Annotated in this window: 14 protein-coding genes; 5 read left to right on the plus strand and 9 right to left on the minus strand. The window is 59.7% G+C overall.

Annotated elements, in window-relative coordinates; all coding sequences use genetic code 11:
* Positions 1-4 precede the first annotated feature (4 nt).
* Positions 5-1261 carry an ABC transporter permease gene (locus VM554_03180; GenBank protein HVJ07359.1) on the plus strand — a complete coding sequence of 419 codons (1257 nt, stop codon included), beginning with the start codon at positions 5-7 and terminating at the stop codon, positions 1259-1261.
* Between the two features lie 97 nt (positions 1262-1358).
* Here VM554_03180 and VM554_03185 read toward each other — a convergent pair whose 3' ends face one another.
* Together VM554_03185 and VM554_03190 are read right to left on the minus strand one after the other, a co-directional pair.
* Positions 1359-2144 carry a hypothetical protein gene (locus VM554_03185; GenBank protein ID HVJ07360.1) on the minus strand — a complete coding sequence of 262 codons (786 nt, stop codon included), beginning with the start codon at positions 2142-2144 and terminating at the stop codon, positions 1359-1361.
* A gap of 187 nt (positions 2145-2331) precedes the next feature.
* Positions 2332-3906 (minus strand): hypothetical protein, encoded by a 1575-nt coding sequence (locus tag VM554_03190; protein ID HVJ07361.1) that lies wholly within the window; start codon positions 3904-3906, stop codon positions 2332-2334.
* Between the two features lie 266 nt (positions 3907-4172).
* Here VM554_03190 and VM554_03195 point away from each other — a divergent pair, with 266 nt between their 5' ends.
* Positions 4173-5252: an alpha/beta hydrolase gene (locus VM554_03195; GenBank protein ID HVJ07362.1), complete on the plus strand. Its 1080-nt coding sequence runs from the start codon at positions 4173-4175 to the stop codon at positions 5250-5252.
* Between the two features lie 63 nt (positions 5253-5315).
* Here the strand turns inward: VM554_03195 and VM554_03200 are convergent, their stop codons facing one another.
* The 3 genes from VM554_03200 to VM554_03210 are packed head-to-tail and all read right to left on the minus strand — an operon-like array spanning position 5316 to position 8351.
* Positions 5316-6173: an NAD(+)/NADH kinase gene (locus tag VM554_03200; GenBank protein ID HVJ07363.1), complete on the minus strand. Its 858-nt coding sequence runs from the start codon at positions 6171-6173 to the stop codon at positions 5316-5318.
* A gap of 48 nt (positions 6174-6221) precedes the next feature.
* Positions 6222-6971, minus strand: a complete 750-nt coding sequence (locus VM554_03205; GenBank protein HVJ07364.1) for a TlyA family RNA methyltransferase — start codon at positions 6969-6971, stop codon at positions 6222-6224.
* A 15-nt stretch (positions 6972-6986) separates the two neighbouring features.
* Positions 6987-8351 carry a YncE family protein gene (locus VM554_03210; GenBank protein ID HVJ07365.1) on the minus strand — a complete coding sequence of 455 codons (1365 nt, stop codon included), beginning with the start codon at positions 8349-8351 and terminating at the stop codon, positions 6987-6989.
* 203 nt (positions 8352-8554) lie between these two features.
* On the opposite strand from VM554_03210, the gene VM554_03215 reads away from it, so the two are divergent.
* On the plus strand, positions 8555-9442 hold the full coding sequence (locus VM554_03215) for a DUF92 domain-containing protein (GenBank protein HVJ07366.1): 888 nt from the start codon (positions 8555-8557) through the stop codon (positions 9440-9442).
* Here VM554_03215 and VM554_03220 read toward each other — a convergent pair.
* Both VM554_03220 and VM554_03225 read right to left on the minus strand, forming a co-directional pair.
* On the minus strand, positions 9439-10086 hold the full coding sequence (locus tag VM554_03220) for a YdcF family protein (protein ID HVJ07367.1): 648 nt from the start codon (positions 10084-10086) through the stop codon (positions 9439-9441). The two genes, VM554_03215 and VM554_03220, sit on opposite strands and share 4 nt — an antisense overlap.
* 2 nt (positions 10087-10088) lie before the next feature.
* Positions 10089-10733 (minus strand): L-threonylcarbamoyladenylate synthase, encoded by a 645-nt coding sequence (locus VM554_03225; protein ID HVJ07368.1) that lies wholly within the window; start codon positions 10731-10733, stop codon positions 10089-10091.
* A 105-nt stretch (positions 10734-10838) separates the two neighbouring features.
* On the opposite strand from VM554_03225, the gene VM554_03230 reads away from it, so the two are divergent.
* Together VM554_03230 and VM554_03235 are read left to right on the plus strand one after the other, a co-directional pair.
* Complete coding sequence (locus VM554_03230) at positions 10839-11684, plus strand: RNA methyltransferase (GenBank protein HVJ07369.1); 846 nt, start codon at positions 10839-10841, stop codon at positions 11682-11684.
* Positions 11681-13018: a replication-associated recombination protein A gene (locus VM554_03235; GenBank protein ID HVJ07370.1), complete on the plus strand. Its 1338-nt coding sequence runs from the start codon at positions 11681-11683 to the stop codon at positions 13016-13018. Before VM554_03230 ends, VM554_03235 begins: the two co-directional genes overlap by 4 nt.
* Here VM554_03235 and VM554_03240 read toward each other — a convergent pair whose 3' ends face one another.
* Positions 13019-15088, minus strand: a complete 2070-nt coding sequence (locus VM554_03240; protein ID HVJ07371.1) for a thioredoxin family protein — start codon at positions 15086-15088, stop codon at positions 13019-13021.
* Between the two features lie 114 nt (positions 15089-15202).
* Positions 15203-15616: a CoA-binding protein gene (locus VM554_03245; protein HVJ07372.1), complete on the minus strand. Its 414-nt coding sequence runs from the start codon at positions 15614-15616 to the stop codon at positions 15203-15205.
* Positions 15617-15658 lie beyond the last annotated feature (42 nt).

The following is a 15658-nucleotide window of genomic DNA, read 5'->3' on the forward strand; positions in this document are numbered from 1 at the left end:
CGGCATGGGATTGCGCGAAATGATACGGCAGAGTTTGCAGTCGCTCCTGCGCAATCGCCTGCGCTCCGGGCTGACGATGCTTGGAATCATCTGGGGACTGGTGACCGTCGTCCTTCTGCTCAGCTATGGACGCAGCCTTGGCAGCGGCATCCTCACAGCCTTTCTCGGCATTGGCAACAATGTCGAAATGGTGTGGGGCGGGCAGACCAGCATGCAAGCCGGGGGACAACGCTCAGGAAAGAAGGTCAAGTTAAAGTACGAGGACATCGCCGCAATCGAGGATGGCGCTCCACTGGTAAAGGCCGTCAGCCCCGAGACCGATGACAACCTCTCCTTCAAATATCGAACTCGCGTGGTCAACATCTCGTCGAAGGCGGTGGAGTATACGTATGGCACCATGCGGCGATTGAAAGTGGCCGAAGGCCGCTACTTTGAGCCAGATGATTTTACCCAGCATCGAAATGTCGTTATCTTCGGCCCGCATGCCGCGACAAAGCTCTTCTCCGGATTACCCGCCGTTGGGGAGCAGGTATCCATCGAAGGCCATTCCTTTCAGGTCATCGGAATCCTGGCGCTCAAGATTCAGGACTCCTCCAACAATGGCCCCGACAACGAAAATGCATTTATCCCCTTCGACGCCATGCGTGATCTGCGCCATCAACGCGATCCCGACATGATCGTCTTCCAAGCCGTTTCGCCGGAGTTGCACAAGCAGGCACTGGGCCAGGTGCGCGCGGTGTTGGCCGAAAAGCATCACTTCGATCCTCACGACGATAAAGCCGCCCCGGATTGGGACACCGTCGAAGATGCGCAGCAGATCCTTCAATTCTCCACCGCGCTGGAAGTTCTGCTCGGAGTCATCGGTGCGCTTACGTTGGGCGTGGGCGGTGTCGGGGTCATGAATATCATGCTGGTAAGCGTCACGGAACGCACCCGTGAGATCGGCTTGATGAAGGCGCTGGGCGCGCGCAAGCAGGACATCCTGCGTCAGTTTCTAGTAGAAAGCCTCACCCTGACTATTGTCGCCGGGCTTGCCGGTGCCGTACTTGCTGTTCTTGTGGCCCACCTCGTCCCGCCAATGCCGCTCTACTCGGCAATGTACAAGACGAGCAATCATGAGGGCGACCTCGTGCTGCGGACGCCTCTCGGAATCATGGTTGCCTCTTTCCTGATTCTCGCATTGGTTGGCGTTATATCAGGAATGATCCCCGCAATTCGAGCAGCGCGCATGGATCCGATCGCGGCACTGCGCCACGAGTAAGCAGCAGCGCGTCAGCGCATGTAATTTAGCGGACGCCCTCTGCTAAGGCAGTCTCGTTACACTCGGGCGTTGCGCTCCGTCGCGAGCAGGTCAAATCCTAAATACATTTTCCCGCGCTGTTGGACCACTCCAACTGCACGGTGTATGCGCCAACGGTCTTTGTCGTCCATGCGCAGATGTCGCCGATCTCTCCATTGCTATCGTCATACCAACCCTGGCCCGGGATCGGATCTGTAATCGCCTCACATAGCTCATGGGAGCTGGTAGAGGTCAGAGCCGCGAATACGTCCAGGCCTCCAGTGCAGCCGGAGCAACTGGGATACGGCATCACCGCATAGAACACCTGTCCCGAGATGTCGTTGTGATAGCCGCAGAATGCCTGGCAGGAGGCGCTCCCTCCCTGCACTACGGTTACGCCGGGTTGCACGTAAATGAAGTACAGCACGTTAGGACCGGGCTGAGGAATCGCAGCCGTCGTCGCGATTTCATGTTGAAGAAAGTGCTGAATCGCTGTGTCTGTGACGGATTTATGCAGAGCCGGCTTGGCAATGGAGATGGAACCGGCCAACTTTCCGTGACCGATCGTATAAGCAGGAACGCTGTACTCCCCTAATTGATCGATGAGCGGGCTGGTAAGGATGTCGGTGAAAAAGCTATTGATCTTTGGCAGTAAATCGCTGGCTGGTGCCGTCTGCCATCCGCCTCCCCAAAAGATCGTGAACACCTCCACGTTGGCGATCAGCGGGCCATTGCGATAGGTCAGGTGCGGTGGTACTGCTGGCGCGGCCTTCGCGTCGATGACATTCTGCGGTTGATGCAGTGGCACGACTCGAATCGGGTCGCCGTGTGCGGGATAGATTCTTCTCTCTGAGACGTCAGCCATAGTACCTCTCCTGTCGTTGTCTCGTAGATTCCTTCAAGCAGCCTGCCGGCATCCTTCGGTAAGGCGGGACTATGCCATAGTGAGGTGAAAAGCCACAACCGTTTCCTGTATTTTGGCGTGTTTATGACGATCGTTGGGAATAGAGATGCGTCTCGAATGGAATTGGTTGAACGCCTTTCCACGTTATCTAGGAAGTTGCCACCACTTTGCGAAGCCGCCAGAGAACACTCGCTAAAGCAGCCAGCGCCGCGCTCCAGATGGCAAAAGCAGCGTGCACCGCCCAGGCAGGAGCTTCTCCCACTCGCCGCAACAGGAAGGGCAGAAAATTCCATGTCGTGATGTGCACATAGTCCCATGGATCCTCTGTCATGGCGTGATTCGTCAGGCCCCAGGCATTCATCTTCCCCAATGCGAAGGCGGCAATATTCCGGAAGCGCAACGCGATCACCCATGTTGGATGCCCCAGCGTTTCCATCTGGTAAATCTCCAACGGCAGCCAGAATGCCAGCGATGCGATCTGGATCAAAATGCTGATGCAGACAAGCACTATCCCCGAGGTCCAGACCAGCCTGCCCAGCTCGCGCCGATAGTTGAGGAGCAGAGGAACAGCGAGCAGCGCAGCGAACTCCACCGTTGTAGAGACATAGCGATCTCCCCACGCAAAGTCGCCGCTCCATACGGTGTATCGCGAATAGAACGCGAGATACTCCGCCAGCAGAAACGCTGCCATGATGAGGTATGCCTTCACCGCAGGGCTGAACCGCTTCCAACTCACGACGGCGAGCAGAATCATGAGAACCAGCAAAGGATCGAAGAGAAATATCGACTTCTCCGGCGAGAAGAGCGCCCCGAAAAGGCCGACGTGCAGCGGAGTCTCAAATGGATAGTTCGCCGGCAGCGATGGATTCCGCTGCCGTGCCTCCATTGCCACCATGCTCACGTAAGTGTGAAAGAACGACCCGAAGCGGTAGTACTGGTACAGGCGGTCGATCAATCCAAAGACCGCGTAGATAGGAACCGCCGTCATTGCATAGATAAGGCTCCGGTGGCGAAGATCTTTCCCGCGAACCCCTTCCATGCGCATCGCCAGCAACACGAAGAGTCCCCCGGCGAGCAGATCCATGCCAGTGGTGAGCCGCGTCAACAAATTGAGTCCGAAAGCAGCCGAACCGAGGAAGAGAGCGCGCCGGTTTCCGCTCAAAACCCATTCATACTGATAGGACAATCCGGCCAGCGTGAGCAGAAAGATGTAGTTGTTCTCCATCATGTTCTGCGTGTAGTGGAGGTGCGTCGTTGCGAACAACAGAGCCAGAACTCCCGCAGCCGCATGGCTCGTCTTGAACTTCAATTGCCGCAGAAAACGGAAACAAAGCAGCGCAGTCAGAACAGCGATAAGCATATTTGTGCTGTAACTGACGAGGATGTTTCGCACACCTGGATCATTGCCGTCATAGCTGGAAAACACGGGAAGCTGCGCCACGTAAGTGCCAATTACATCGGCGGGAAGCATCAGCAAGGACTGCCCAATGCCATACCAGCTTTGCAGAGTACCTCCTCTGCCGTGCACTCCGAATTCGGGATATTCGCTTGGAAACACCGGCGGCTCTGACGTCCAGAACGCATGAGTCGATTGCAGCCGATGCATCGTGTCGGCTGTGCCCAACTCTCCGGACTGAACCACGAATGCCAGAAGTGCGGCAACCAGCGCGAGCAGGAAGCCTGGATCACGCAAGCGGTTTTGCATCAGACTCGGTGACGTCATCGATCGATGGCCCCTCAATTCGTATCCACCGTTGATGCATATTCAGGGACCAGCTTGATCTTGTGCAATTCAGGATTTGCGGACATTCACTCCTCATACGCCCATCGACGCAGATAGTTTTCTACGATGGTAAGCTGCCTTTGCCCGCAGCACAAAGGCCACCCATCACACGGGAACCTCTCACTACGATTCGCTTCAGAATTGTGGCCCTAGGCGGTAGAGTAAGTACGGAATGGGGACAAGTCATCGGGAGAGAGGAGATCGGGATGAAGGACAACGGAAGGTATTCGAATGCATGGGGGGCGATGGCCTTCGCGGGCGTTGTTTTTCTCAGCGCCTCGTGCATGGCGCAGCATGCTAAGCCCATCCCCTTCTCGGATACCAGCGTCATCTCCAGCGATGGCACGGCCCACGTCACGCGGATCATACCGGTGCCCACAACGGTGAGCTCCGAAGCTCAGAAACGCTTGGCGGAACCCGCGTCGGACGCTTCGGTTCCGACATCGCTTGCGGACCGCCGCCGCGGAACAGACGAATGGCAGGCGCGCGCGGGTGCGGCCTTCCGTGCGCTCTACCCGGTCAACATCACTTCGCAAACCATCGCTGGCGTACCCACGCGGGTGATTACCCCGCTGACCACGCCCCAGAGCAAGCAGGACCGAGTCCTGATCAACGTGCATGGCGGCGGCTTCAATGCGGATTCAGGTTCCCTGAGTGAAACGATCCCCATCGCTAATCTCTCGCAGACCAAGGTGGTTGCGGTGCTCTATCGATTGTCGCCGGAGCACCAGTTCCCCGCTGCGGTCGAGGATACAGTTGCGGTATATAAGGAACTGTTGAAGACCTATAGGCCGGAAAAGATCGGACTCTACGGAACCTCTGCAGGCGCCATTCTTACAGGGGAGGTTGCAATCCGCCTGCGGCAACTTGGTCTCCCACTCCCCGGAGCCCTCGGCATCTTTTCCGGAATGGGAGACTTCACACAGCCGGGCGACTCTCAGGCTCTCTATGCGCTGAACGGCTTTTCCGGCCATCTGGACCCGCCGCAGGCGTCGATGCAGTCGCGGGAGCAATATTCTGGAAACACCGACCTTAAAGATCCGGTGCTATCTCCGCTCTACGCGGACCTGCATGGCCTTCCCCCGACGCTTTTCATCACCAGCGGACGCGATATGCTGCTCAGCGGCACAACCATCCTGCATCGTGCCTTCCTTCGCTCCGGGGTGGACGCACGCCTCATCGTCTTTGAGGCGCTGCCTCATGCCTTCTGGAATGATCCCCGCCTTCCGGAGACGAAGGAGGCACACACCTTTATGGCGGAGTTTTTTGACCGCGAGTTGAAGTAGCTCCGCGCAGCAGGCGATAGCTGAGGCGGAGGCCTCGAATGGTTCTCCGCCTATTTGCCACTTCTATCGCTCGCCCCACTTCAGCTTCGACCGCAGCACGTCGAAGAAGCCGGTGGCGCCTAATCGAACGAGCTTCACACTAAAGTCGGAGCGGCGGCAACGAAGTTCGTCGCCAACACGGAGCTGAATGGCCTCCTGGCCATCGATCGTCAGGAAAGTCTGGTCCGGCACACCTTCGATATTGATCGTGATCTCCGAATCCCCTCGCACCACAATCGGCCGAATCGTCAGCAGGTGCGGGCACACCGGAGTGACAACCATCGCATCCACATTGGGGACGAGGATAGGGCCGTGCGCCGAAAGGGTGTAGGCTGTCGAGCCGGTCGGCGTGGAAACGATCACTCCATCCGCCCTGAAGGTGGCCGCCACCTGATCGAAGAGCTTGATCGTGAAGTCACCCATGCGCGCGATCGCGCCCTTGGAGACCACTACGTCATTCAGAGCCTCATGGGACTGGTCCAGCTTGCCGTGGCGAAACAGCTCGGCGTGAATCATGGCTCGCGATTCCACCGTGCAGCAGTCGTTGTACCAGCCCTCCAGCGTGGAGTACAAATCCCCCAGCCGTACCTCGGTCAAAAAGCCAAGGGAGCCAAGATTGACGCTGAGGATGGGGGTGTTCGACTTGGCAAAGACTCGTGCAGCCGCCAGGAGTGTCCCGTCTCCCCCCAGCACCACTACCAGCTCCGGATGTTCGGCGGGCATTTCGTACCGCGGCAGGATGCGCGCTTCCTGCGTGTAGTTGCCGCTCACCGGATCGAGAATGGGAGTGAGGCCATGAGCCTTCAACCATAAGATCAACTCGGGGATCAGGGTGGACAGTTCTTCCTTTTGCGGCTTGGAGATAATCGCAACGGGTCTCATGAGAACTACAGTGTAACGGAGGGAGCACGCTCTTCGCTGCGGGCAGGGTCACCCATTCGCAAAACATGCGTGCAACAGAAACTCCTTGTTGCCCTCTGCCCCTGTGATGGGAGAATCGATGATCTCAATAGCCTCGCCGCCAAGCTCATCGACGCATTGGCGAACGCGGTGGATTGCCAACTGATGTGCGGCAGGATCTCGCACGATACCGCCCTTGCCGATATGCTCCCTGCCAGCCTCAAACTGCGGCTTCACCAGCACCACCGCTTCCAGTGCGGATGACGGGCCACTCAGGATCGCGGGGATCACTGAGGGAAGCACCAAAGTGGCCGAGATGAAGGATACGTCCATCGAGAGAAAGGTGATGCCTGCAGGCAGTCCCCCGGGCTGGAGAAGCCTCGCGTTGGTACGCTCCATCAACTCCACGCGCGCATCGGATCGCAGCTTTTGGGCTATCTGCCCATACCCGGTATCGACCGCGAGCACCCGCCGCGCACCATGCTGCAACATGCAGTCGGTAAAGCCTCCGGTCGAGGCTCCGACATCCAGGCAAAAACGATCGTTCAGGTCGATCTTCCAGTGCGCGAGCGCCGCTTCGAGCTTGAGCCCGCCCCGGCTCACATAGCGCAGATCTTCGCCCAGCAGCCGAAACACCGCATCCTCGGATACTGGTGCTCCTGGCTTTTCGATCTTCTGCTCGTTCACGAGAACGCGCCCGGCAAGGATCATTGCCTGGGCGCGTTCTCGTGTCGCGATAACTCCCCGCGCCACCAGCAGCTTGTCCAGCCTCGTCTTCATGGCTTGACTCGTGCTCTAGGGGGTTCCGGAACCAACGATGCGGCTGGCGTTGATCGAATTGCTGCCTCCTGCGACCTGACCACCTGTGCGGAGATCCACGACCCAGCCCGGCAAATCCACTGACGCCGAGATCGTGTCCGTATCCGTACGAATGACGATTATCTGAGAACTGGTGGGCGAGGTTACGTACACCTTCCCAATCAAGGCATTCGATACTGCCGCCACGGAGCGCGGCTGACTCATCACCGTAATCGTCTTCTTCACCGTGAAGCTGGTCATATCGACCACGCTGACCGTGCCATCTCCCTGGTTGGCGGTATAGGCTCGCGTGCCGTCCTGCAGCACAGCCACCGTCGCAGGATGATGGCCCACCGGAACCGTGGCGAGCACCCTGCCGAAGGTGGACGAATTATTGCCATACACGTCGGTGGAGATGTCGATAAAGCTGACCGTATTCGAATCGTAGTTCGCGGTCACCAGGATGCTGGCCTTCTGGTAGATCTGCGCGTACACCGGACCTGCGCCAACGGAGATCGTCTGGCAGTTATAGGGGCAGGGCTGGTGATCCGGACCCCATGTCGCCGCATTGAGCTGGTTTGTCTGGCCGTCGATTACCGACACTGTTCCGCTGCCGCGGTTGAGGATAAACACGCGACGATTGTCGGAAGAGGCCACTCCATACACTGGGCAGGCGCCAACCGTAATTTCACCTGAAACCGTGTTGGTAGACTCCTCAATCGCGTCCACCTTCCCGTTCACGCTCTGCGATGGTGTGTCGCAGACTCCCGGCGCCACCATCTGATTGATCGAGTACACCCGCTGAGCGCCAGAGTTCCCCACCACCGTCACCGGCCCCATCTCCACAGGAATTGCCTGCTTCAGGGCGACCGGGCTTCCGGTCAGGAAATCCACCTGGTTCGTCGCGGAGTCGGACAGGAAGACAGCGTTTCCCGTGGACAACACGTTAGCCGGGGTCGTGCTTGCCAGCAACGTGGTCACGTTCACGTTCTTCGTCATCAGGCTCGCGGTTACCGGAAAGGAGCTGATCGTCTGGTCGTGGTTCAAGGTATAGGCCTCCCCCCCGCTTGGGCTTAAAGCAAGGCCGATGGGGCCGGGTCCCGTAAACGCCTGGGCGAGGATGCTATCTCCTGAAAAATTCAGAATAGTCGCAACTCCAGGGGTCTTAGGGTCGGGAACAGCACCGGGAGCATTCTGCTGGGAGAGCGCCACCACCAGCGTGGCAGGTTGCGGGGCCGGGCCGGTCGGGTTGATCGGGACTACCACCGGGCGATAGGTACTTCCACAGCCGCAAACTGCGGCCAGCATCAGCAACCCACCGGCTGCCCACCAAGGGCGCTTCGGCCCTGTCAGACTCAACACTCGTGAATACCTCACTTAAACTTCCAGTCCTTCCAGGAACTCCCGCCGCGGCTGTATCCAGGTACCAGGGCGCGCGGTTTATCCGCCAGGAAACGCCGTACTTCGCTACTCTTACCAGAACGGCAGAACTGAAATTGACTCTCGAAGCATGATTGTAAATCACGAAAGGCACTCGAGGCCGAGACTGGCTCCAGATCGCGAAGATGACCCTACCTGAACAACCCGCTCCGGTCGCGATGGAACGCGCGCCAATCCTCGTCTGGCAATCTACTGCAATCCTGGCTACCACCCTGTCGCTGGCTGCTTTCTGGATTCTTGTGGTCGCCCATGCACCGGCGGGCTTCCCCCACTTTGCCCTTTCCGTGGGGATATGTTGCGCGCTGGCGCTGGCAGCCTGGATTCTGCATGCCGTCACCCCTATGGCGGCATGTACCGGCGCTCTCCTCGCTTTGTCACTGTCTATCTCCGGTCAGATCTGGTGGCGCTCCCCTCTGGTCCCGATGCTCGCGGTCTTCCTTCTTACCCACGTGGCAACCCGATTCCGTCGGGAGCGCAAGGAAAAACGGGGTCTCGCCGAAGCCCGCCGCGGCAGAGCAGCCTCGCAGATCGCCGCCAATGTCGGTGTTGCCGCATCGGTCTTGCCACTTGCTTCGGCGCACGACTGGCTCCCGTCGGTCCTGCCCTGCTTTTTCTGCGGAGCAGCAGTGCTTCCCGCCATCGTTGCTGCGCTGGCGGAGGCCGCAGCCGATACCGTCTCCTCGGAGATGGGGCAGGCCCTGTCCGGCCAGCCACGGATGATCACCACCGGCAGGCGGGTTCCACCGGGAACGGACGGCGCCATCAGCATTGCGGGAACGATGGCTGGGGCTGCCGGGGCCGGGATAGTTGTGCTGGTGTCGCTGGCGGTGCTCCACCTCTCGCCACTCGCCGCCATCCTCGCCTTTGCTGGCGCCAACTTTGGATTGTTTGTCGACAGCCTGCTGGGGGCCACGCTGGAGCGATGGGGATGGCTGAACAACGATGCGGTCAACTTCTCCTCAACCCTGGCCGCTGCCGCATCGGCGGGACTGCTCGCCTCTGTGTACCTCTAGATCGTTGCCCCGGTAAGCCAGTGGATATGCAGCCGCCACGCCGCATAGCTCATCATCTCGTGGAGCATCCGCTCCGCTGAGTCATATCCGCTGATGCTTTTGCCCGGCGGCCGCGGAGAGGTGTACACCTCGAGCCCCTCTGCCGCGCATAGCTCATGAATCCGGAAGAGATGGGTTCCATCGCTCACGATGACGATGCGCCGCAGGTGATTCGCGCGGGCGATCACCGCCAGCCTGCGCGCCTGCTGTCCGGTATTGACGCTCTGCGTCTCCGCGATGATCTGGCTCTCCGGTACGCCGTGCGCCAGCAGATAATCATGGCCCACGCCGCCCTCCGAGTGCACTTCGTCTCCCGCACCGCCGAGCGTAATCACTAATGGCGCAATTCCCTGCTCGTAGAGCGAGAGAGCGTGATCCAGACGGGCCCGCAGGACCGGTGAGGGCCTGCCGTCATACTCCGCCGCACCGAAGACCGCAATGGCGTCGGCGGTCCGGGCCTCATCGTGCTCGGCAAAGTATTGAATCTGCGAGTAGACCCATGCAAACCAACCCAACGCAACAAACACTGCAGTTGGCAGGAGCCATCGCAGCAGAGATCTCCCCGGCTTTCTTGCGCCTCGTAGATTTGTATCCGGAACGATCATGGTTAGCGCTGCAATGCCATCACAACCTCGTGGGTGGGGATGGCCCCTTCACGCAAAATCTGCCAGGAGTCTCCGTCTCCCGTAAGATCGACGATTGTCGTCGGGACAGCGCGGCCGGTGGGGCCGCCATCCACGATCAATGGAATCCGCCCGCCAATCTGATCTCGAACTCCACTCGCGTTCGTGCACTCCGGCATGCCTCGGAGATTGGCTGCCGTCGCAGTGATGGGCAATCCGAACGCCTCCACCACCGCCCGAGGAATGGCGCAGTCTGGTACGCGTAGCGCCACATTTCCCGTATTCGCTGTGCTGCGCAGAGGCAGGCGCGATCCTGCCTTTACGATAATCGTCAACGGTCCGGGCCAGAAGCGCTCCGCCAACCGGTCAAAGTTGGCATCAATCTCGCGCGCCAGCTCAAAAGCCTGGGCTACGCTGGCCAGCAGCAAAGAGAGCGGCTTGTGACGCAGACGCCCTTTGATCTGGTAAATTCGCTCCACCGCCTGCAGATTCACCGGGTCCACCGCAAGACCGTAAAAAGTATCGGTGGGCATCCCAACCACCTTGCCGCTCCTCAGGCAGGAAACGATGTATTCCACGTGCTTCGCTTCAGGTTCATCGGGATGGACGCGCAGGATTTCCGCAGACAAGGTCTCTCCGTACTGGGTAAGGTAAACGTTTGGCGAAGCCGGAAACTATCATACCGCTCGAGCACCCTGCAACTCCATGCAGGAACACAAGGTAGAATCGCACTGATGCAGACGGCTCGAAACCAGACGCGTATTCGCATTGTACAGAGCCGGCAGAATAGCCGGGTGAAAGAACTGCGTGCCGCTCTCTCCCGCGGCCCTCGCAGCTCCCAGGACCCCGTCGCTCTGGAAGGTTTGCACCTGGTCGAAGAGGCCCTGCGCAGCGGATTGAAGGTCACCACGGTCTTTCTCCGCCAGGGCAGCGAACCGTTGCTGGATACCCTACCGCTTGCGTCGGAGACCGAAGTTCTTGCGCTTCCGCCGGAGGTTTTTGCCAGTGCGCTTACCACCGAATCCCCCCAGGGAGTCGCGGCGCTTGCTCTCCCTCCCCACTTCGATCCCCAGGATCTCTTTCGCCGCCAGCCCCTGATCCTCGTCGCTGCCGGGCTGCAGGATCCCGGCAATATGGGGACGCTGCTGCGCTCCGCGGAAGCGTTTGGCGCAACCGGCATTCTCGCTTTGCCCGGCACCGTCAGCCAATGGAATCCGAAGGCCCTTCGCGCCTCTTCCGGATCGGCCTTCCGCCTGCCAGTGTTCGCCATGGGCGAGGGAGACGCCGTGGCCCTGCTGCGGCAGCATCGCCTTCTTCTGCTGGCCACTACCGTCAATGGGGGCACCCCTCTGCGGGAGATGAACCTGAACCAGCCCTGCGCCCTGCTGATCGGCAATGAGGGCGGCGGGCTGTCACAATCGCTGCTCGAGAAGGCAGATGCAGCCGTCACCATTCCCTGTGACGGACCGGTGGAATCGCTAAACGCCGCCGTCGCGGCCAGCATCGTGCTCTATGAGGCGTCTCGTCAGCGAAGCTTGCTCTCCACCGCTCTTGCCTCGCGGGAGCTCACACGGCCATGAGTCTCTTCGATCAAACGCCCGATCTGAGCGCCCACGACAGAAGCCAGGCCGCTCCCCTTGCCGAGCGCATGCGCCCGCGCACGCTCGACGAGTACGTCGGGCAGGAGCACCTGCTGGCTCCAGGCAAGCCATTACGGGTCCAGATTGAACGCGACGATGCTGCGTCGATGATCTTCTGGGGGCCTCCCGGCGTTGGAAAGACCACGCTTGCCAAGATCATTGCCGAAACCACCAAGGCCAGCTTTATCGAGTTCTCCGCCGTCCTCAGCGGCATCAAGGAGATCAAGCAGGTGATGGTGGACGCCGAAAAGGCCGCAGCCTACGGCTCGCGCACCATCCTCTTCATCGACGAGATTCACCGCTTCAACAAAGCTCAGCAGGATGCGTTTCTTCCCTACGTTGAGCGGGGAACCATTCGCCTCATCGGTGCGACGACGGAGAATCCTTCGTTTGAAGTGATCGCCGCCTTGCTATCGCGCTGTCGGGTCTTCACGCTGCACCCGCTCACCCAGCCTCAGTTGATCCTGCTGCTGGAACGCGCTCTGAAAGACGAGACCCGCGGTCTTGGCTCGTTGCACCTCGAAGCCGATGCGGATGCTCTCGCCATGATCGCCGACTACTCCAGCGGGGACGCGCGCAACGCATATAACGCGCTGGAGATGGCCGCACGCATGTCCAGCGATGGCCGGATCACCAAGGCTATTGCCGGGGAAGCGCTGCAGCAGCGGGTTCTACTTTACGACAAGCATGGCGAGGAGCATTACAACCTCATCTCTGCCCTGCATAAGTCTGTGCGGAACAGCGATGCCGATGCTGCTCTCTATTGGCTGGGCCGCATGCTGCAAGGCGGCGAAGACCCCATGTACATTGCCCGGCGCGTAGTTCGTATGGCGGTGGAGGACATTGGCCTTGCCTCACCGGAAGCGCTGAACCTGACTCTCTCCGCACGCGATGCCATGGATTTTCTTGGTTCGCCGGAAGGAGATCTCGCGCTTGCGCAGGCAGTCGTCTACCTGGCGCTGGCTCCAAAGTCGAACGCGGTCTACACCGCCTACGGTGCGGTTCGCAGCGATATTGAGGCGACGCGCGCCGAACCCGTTCCCCTTCACCTTAGAAACGCGCCGACCAGCCTGATGAAGTCCCTCGACTACGGCAAAGGCTACAGATATGCGCATGACGAAGAGGGCCGCGTTGCGGATATGGACTGCCTGCCGGAAAGCCTGCTGGGACGCAGCTACTATCACCCGACGCAGGAAGGCCGGGAGAAGCTGCTGGCGCAGCGGATGGCTGAGATCAAGCGGATCCGCGCTGCAAAGCACAAGCGTGAGGAGTAGTTACTGCCGCTGAAGACCATTCAACGCATCGATAACGATGCCTGCGGTCAGCACCTCGGGAAGCAGGCGAGGCGGTTCAGTCGCCGATGCCGGATAGATGGCATACGTCGGCACTCCGCTGCGGCCCAGTTGCGCCAGCGTCTGCGCAATCATCCCATCGTGCTGCGTCCAGTCCGCGCGTAGCAGCACCATTCCACTCTGCTTCAAGCGCTGCTGCACGTCGCTCCGGTCGAGCACCACGTGTTCGTTTACCTGGCAGCTCAGACACCAGCTCGCGGTAAAGTCCACGAAGACCGGCTTGCCAAGTGCGCGATACTTCTCCACGGCCGCCGGAGTGAAAGGCTCCCATGTAAGGTCGCCGGACTTTGCCGTCGTTTGTATTGGAGACGCGGTACGCACGGCATAGACCGGGATAGCCACGGCGATTGCCGCGACCACGATTGCGAAGACAGAAGCCATCCGCTTTGCCGGCCATCGGCCTACGATCCACCCCGCAACCGCCAGCATCAGGAGCGCAGCCAGCAGGCCGATCAGCGCATTTACACCAGCCGACTGCGTAAACACCCACACCAGCCAGATCACGGTGCCGAATACCGGAATGGCGGTTGCCTGCTTCAAGACTTCCATCCATGCCCCGGGCCGAGGCAAAAGCCGCGTCCATGCCGGATTGAACGTCAACAGGAGGTAAGGCAACGCCAGGCCAAGCGCGACCGCCGTAAAGATAAGGAACGTAACTCCCGCAGGTTGGGCCAGCGCAAAACCGATAGCCACGCCCATAAACGGAGCCGTGCACGGAGTAGCGACCACCATCGCCAGCACTCCGGTAAAGAAGCTCCCCGTGTATCCGCTGCGCTTCGCCAGGGAGCTGCCAGCACTCGTGAGCGTCAGGCCGATCTCAAATTGTCCTGCGAGCGACAGGCCAAGGAAGAACAGCAGCATTGCCATCAGGGCCACAAAAACGGGCGACTGAAATTGAAATCCCCAGCCCAGTTGCCGTCCACCTGCACGAAGCAGCAATAGCGCGGCAACCACAGCCCAGAATGACACCAGGATGCCGAGGGCATAGACCATCCCATGCATCCGCATACGGTGGCGATCTTCTGTGGAAGACTGTACCAGCGCCAGACCCTTCAGAAACAGCACCGGGAAGACGCATGGCATCAGGTTCAGCAGCAGTCCGCCCAGCATTGCCAGCCCTGCAATCCGCAGCACCATACCTGCGCTCGCCCTGGGAGCCGCCATCGGCGCGGTGGGCACGGTTCCCTGCTGGGCATTTACCAGGTAGCCGACGCCGTCCAGCACGATCAGACCGCGAAGCCGGTCTGGATCCTTCTTCAGATCTTCGTCCTTCTTCAGGTCGATCAGCAATCCGTCAGGTAGTGACTGAACCGGCTCCGGAGCGGGATTACTGATTTCATCCCGATGAAGCGGAAAGAATTGCGCCCCCGACTCTCTCTTCCCTGTAATCACCGCCATGCGAAAGCCGGTCGCAGTGGGCGCGAATCGGACCTGCCATGACGCGGGAAGCGGTTGCGGCAGGGTCTTGCTCAGGCGATCGAACAACGCAGCCACATCCGGATTGACCGGCGGAGGAGTGGTTGCGCTCCCTGCAATATCGAGCGATACATTCGCCTTTCCCGGAATGCAGACCTCACGGCACACCAGCCAATCCACCTTCGCGGCCAGCGGCTCATGCTGACCTGGCTTCAGCGCCGTCTTCACCTTCATGGGGATTGGGAATAACACCTCGTTCTCGTAGCCGTAATCCATGTAGGGTCCGAGCGGCAAACGGCCAGGCGTCGGAAACTGGATGGGGCTCGCGGAGAATCCCGGCGGCAGGTTCCACTTCACGGTCGGCGGAAGTCCCGAGTCGCCAGCATTGACCCAGTAAATGTGCCACCCCTTCTCCAGCTTGAAATACAGACCCGCCTCGAAGGATCCCGGCGACGCAATAGCTGGAGTTGGCGTCAGCAACTCCACCGTCAGATGGGGAGCACTCACGGGCGCAGCGTGAAGCATCGCCGCTCCCATAGTGGCAAGCATGGCGACAACGATCCATATTCTAAGCAAGGGTGCCTTCATGAAGAGTGGTCCCGCCCGAAAGCTTTCGCCTTCTATTCTAACCGGAATCGGCATCGCATCGAAGCTACGCAGGATAGGCCTGGCAGGTGCAATGTGAGCCGATCAACCGTAAATACGGGCGTGTTCCCTGAAGATACAGCGGTCCATCACCACTTTGATGCCGTCAGCCTCGGCCCATCCCGCAGCCTCGTCGTGGCACACACCTTCCTGCAGCCACAGATACGGAATTTTGAGCCGCATTACATCTTTCACAATCTCCGGAACAAACGCTGAAGCGCGAAATACATCCACCAGGTCAATCTTTCCGACGGCCCGGCATGCATCCTCCAGCGTGGGATAGCAGGTCTCCCCAAGAATCTGCGTGGCTGCGGGGTTCACCGGAACAATGCGATAGCCTTGCTGCTGCATGTAGCGGGAAACTCCAAAGCTTGGGCGGTCAGCCTTGTCAGACAATCCGATGACGGCAATGGTTTTGGTGTTCCGTAGAATCTCTTCGATCGTCTCTGGCTCGTTCATCTGTCAGTTGCCTCCCAGTGGCTCAAGCTCAAACCCCTTGAG

This window comes from Acidisarcina sp., assembly GCA_035539175.1.
Lineage (GTDB): Bacteria > Acidobacteriota > Terriglobia > Terriglobales > Acidobacteriaceae > JANXZS01.

Excerpts from the sequence above, each read along its gene's own strand:
- VM554_03200 (HVJ07363.1), bottom strand. The coding sequence starts at position 6,173 with ATGAGACCCGTTGCGATTATCTCCAAGCCGCAAAAGGAAGAACTGTCC.
- VM554_03180 (HVJ07359.1), top strand. The coding sequence starts at position 5 with ATGGGATTGCGCGAAATGATACGGCAGAGTTTGCAGTCGCTCCTGCGC.
- VM554_03195 (HVJ07362.1), top strand. The coding sequence starts at position 4,173 with ATGAAGGACAACGGAAGGTATTCGAATGCATGGGGGGCGATGGCCTTC.
- VM554_03215 (HVJ07366.1), top strand. The coding sequence starts at position 8,555 with ATGACCCTACCTGAACAACCCGCTCCGGTCGCGATGGAACGCGCGCCA.
- VM554_03245 (HVJ07372.1), bottom strand. The coding sequence starts at position 15,616 with ATGAACGAGCCAGAGACGATCGAAGAGATTCTACGGAACACCAAAACC.
- VM554_03235 (HVJ07370.1), top strand. The coding sequence starts at position 11,681 with ATGAGTCTCTTCGATCAAACGCCCGATCTGAGCGCCCACGACAGAAGC.
- VM554_03190 (HVJ07361.1), bottom strand. The coding sequence starts at position 3,906 with ATGACGTCACCGAGTCTGATGCAAAACCGCTTGCGTGATCCAGGCTTC.
- VM554_03205 (HVJ07364.1), bottom strand. The coding sequence starts at position 6,971 with ATGAAGACGAGGCTGGACAAGCTGCTGGTGGCGCGGGGAGTTATCGCG.
- VM554_03230 (HVJ07369.1), top strand. The coding sequence starts at position 10,839 with ATGCAGACGGCTCGAAACCAGACGCGTATTCGCATTGTACAGAGCCGG.
- VM554_03185 (HVJ07360.1), bottom strand. The coding sequence starts at position 2,144 with ATGGCTGACGTCTCAGAGAGAAGAATCTATCCCGCACACGGCGACCCG.
- VM554_03220 (HVJ07367.1), bottom strand. The coding sequence starts at position 10,086 with ATGATCGTTCCGGATACAAATCTACGAGGCGCAAGAAAGCCGGGGAGA.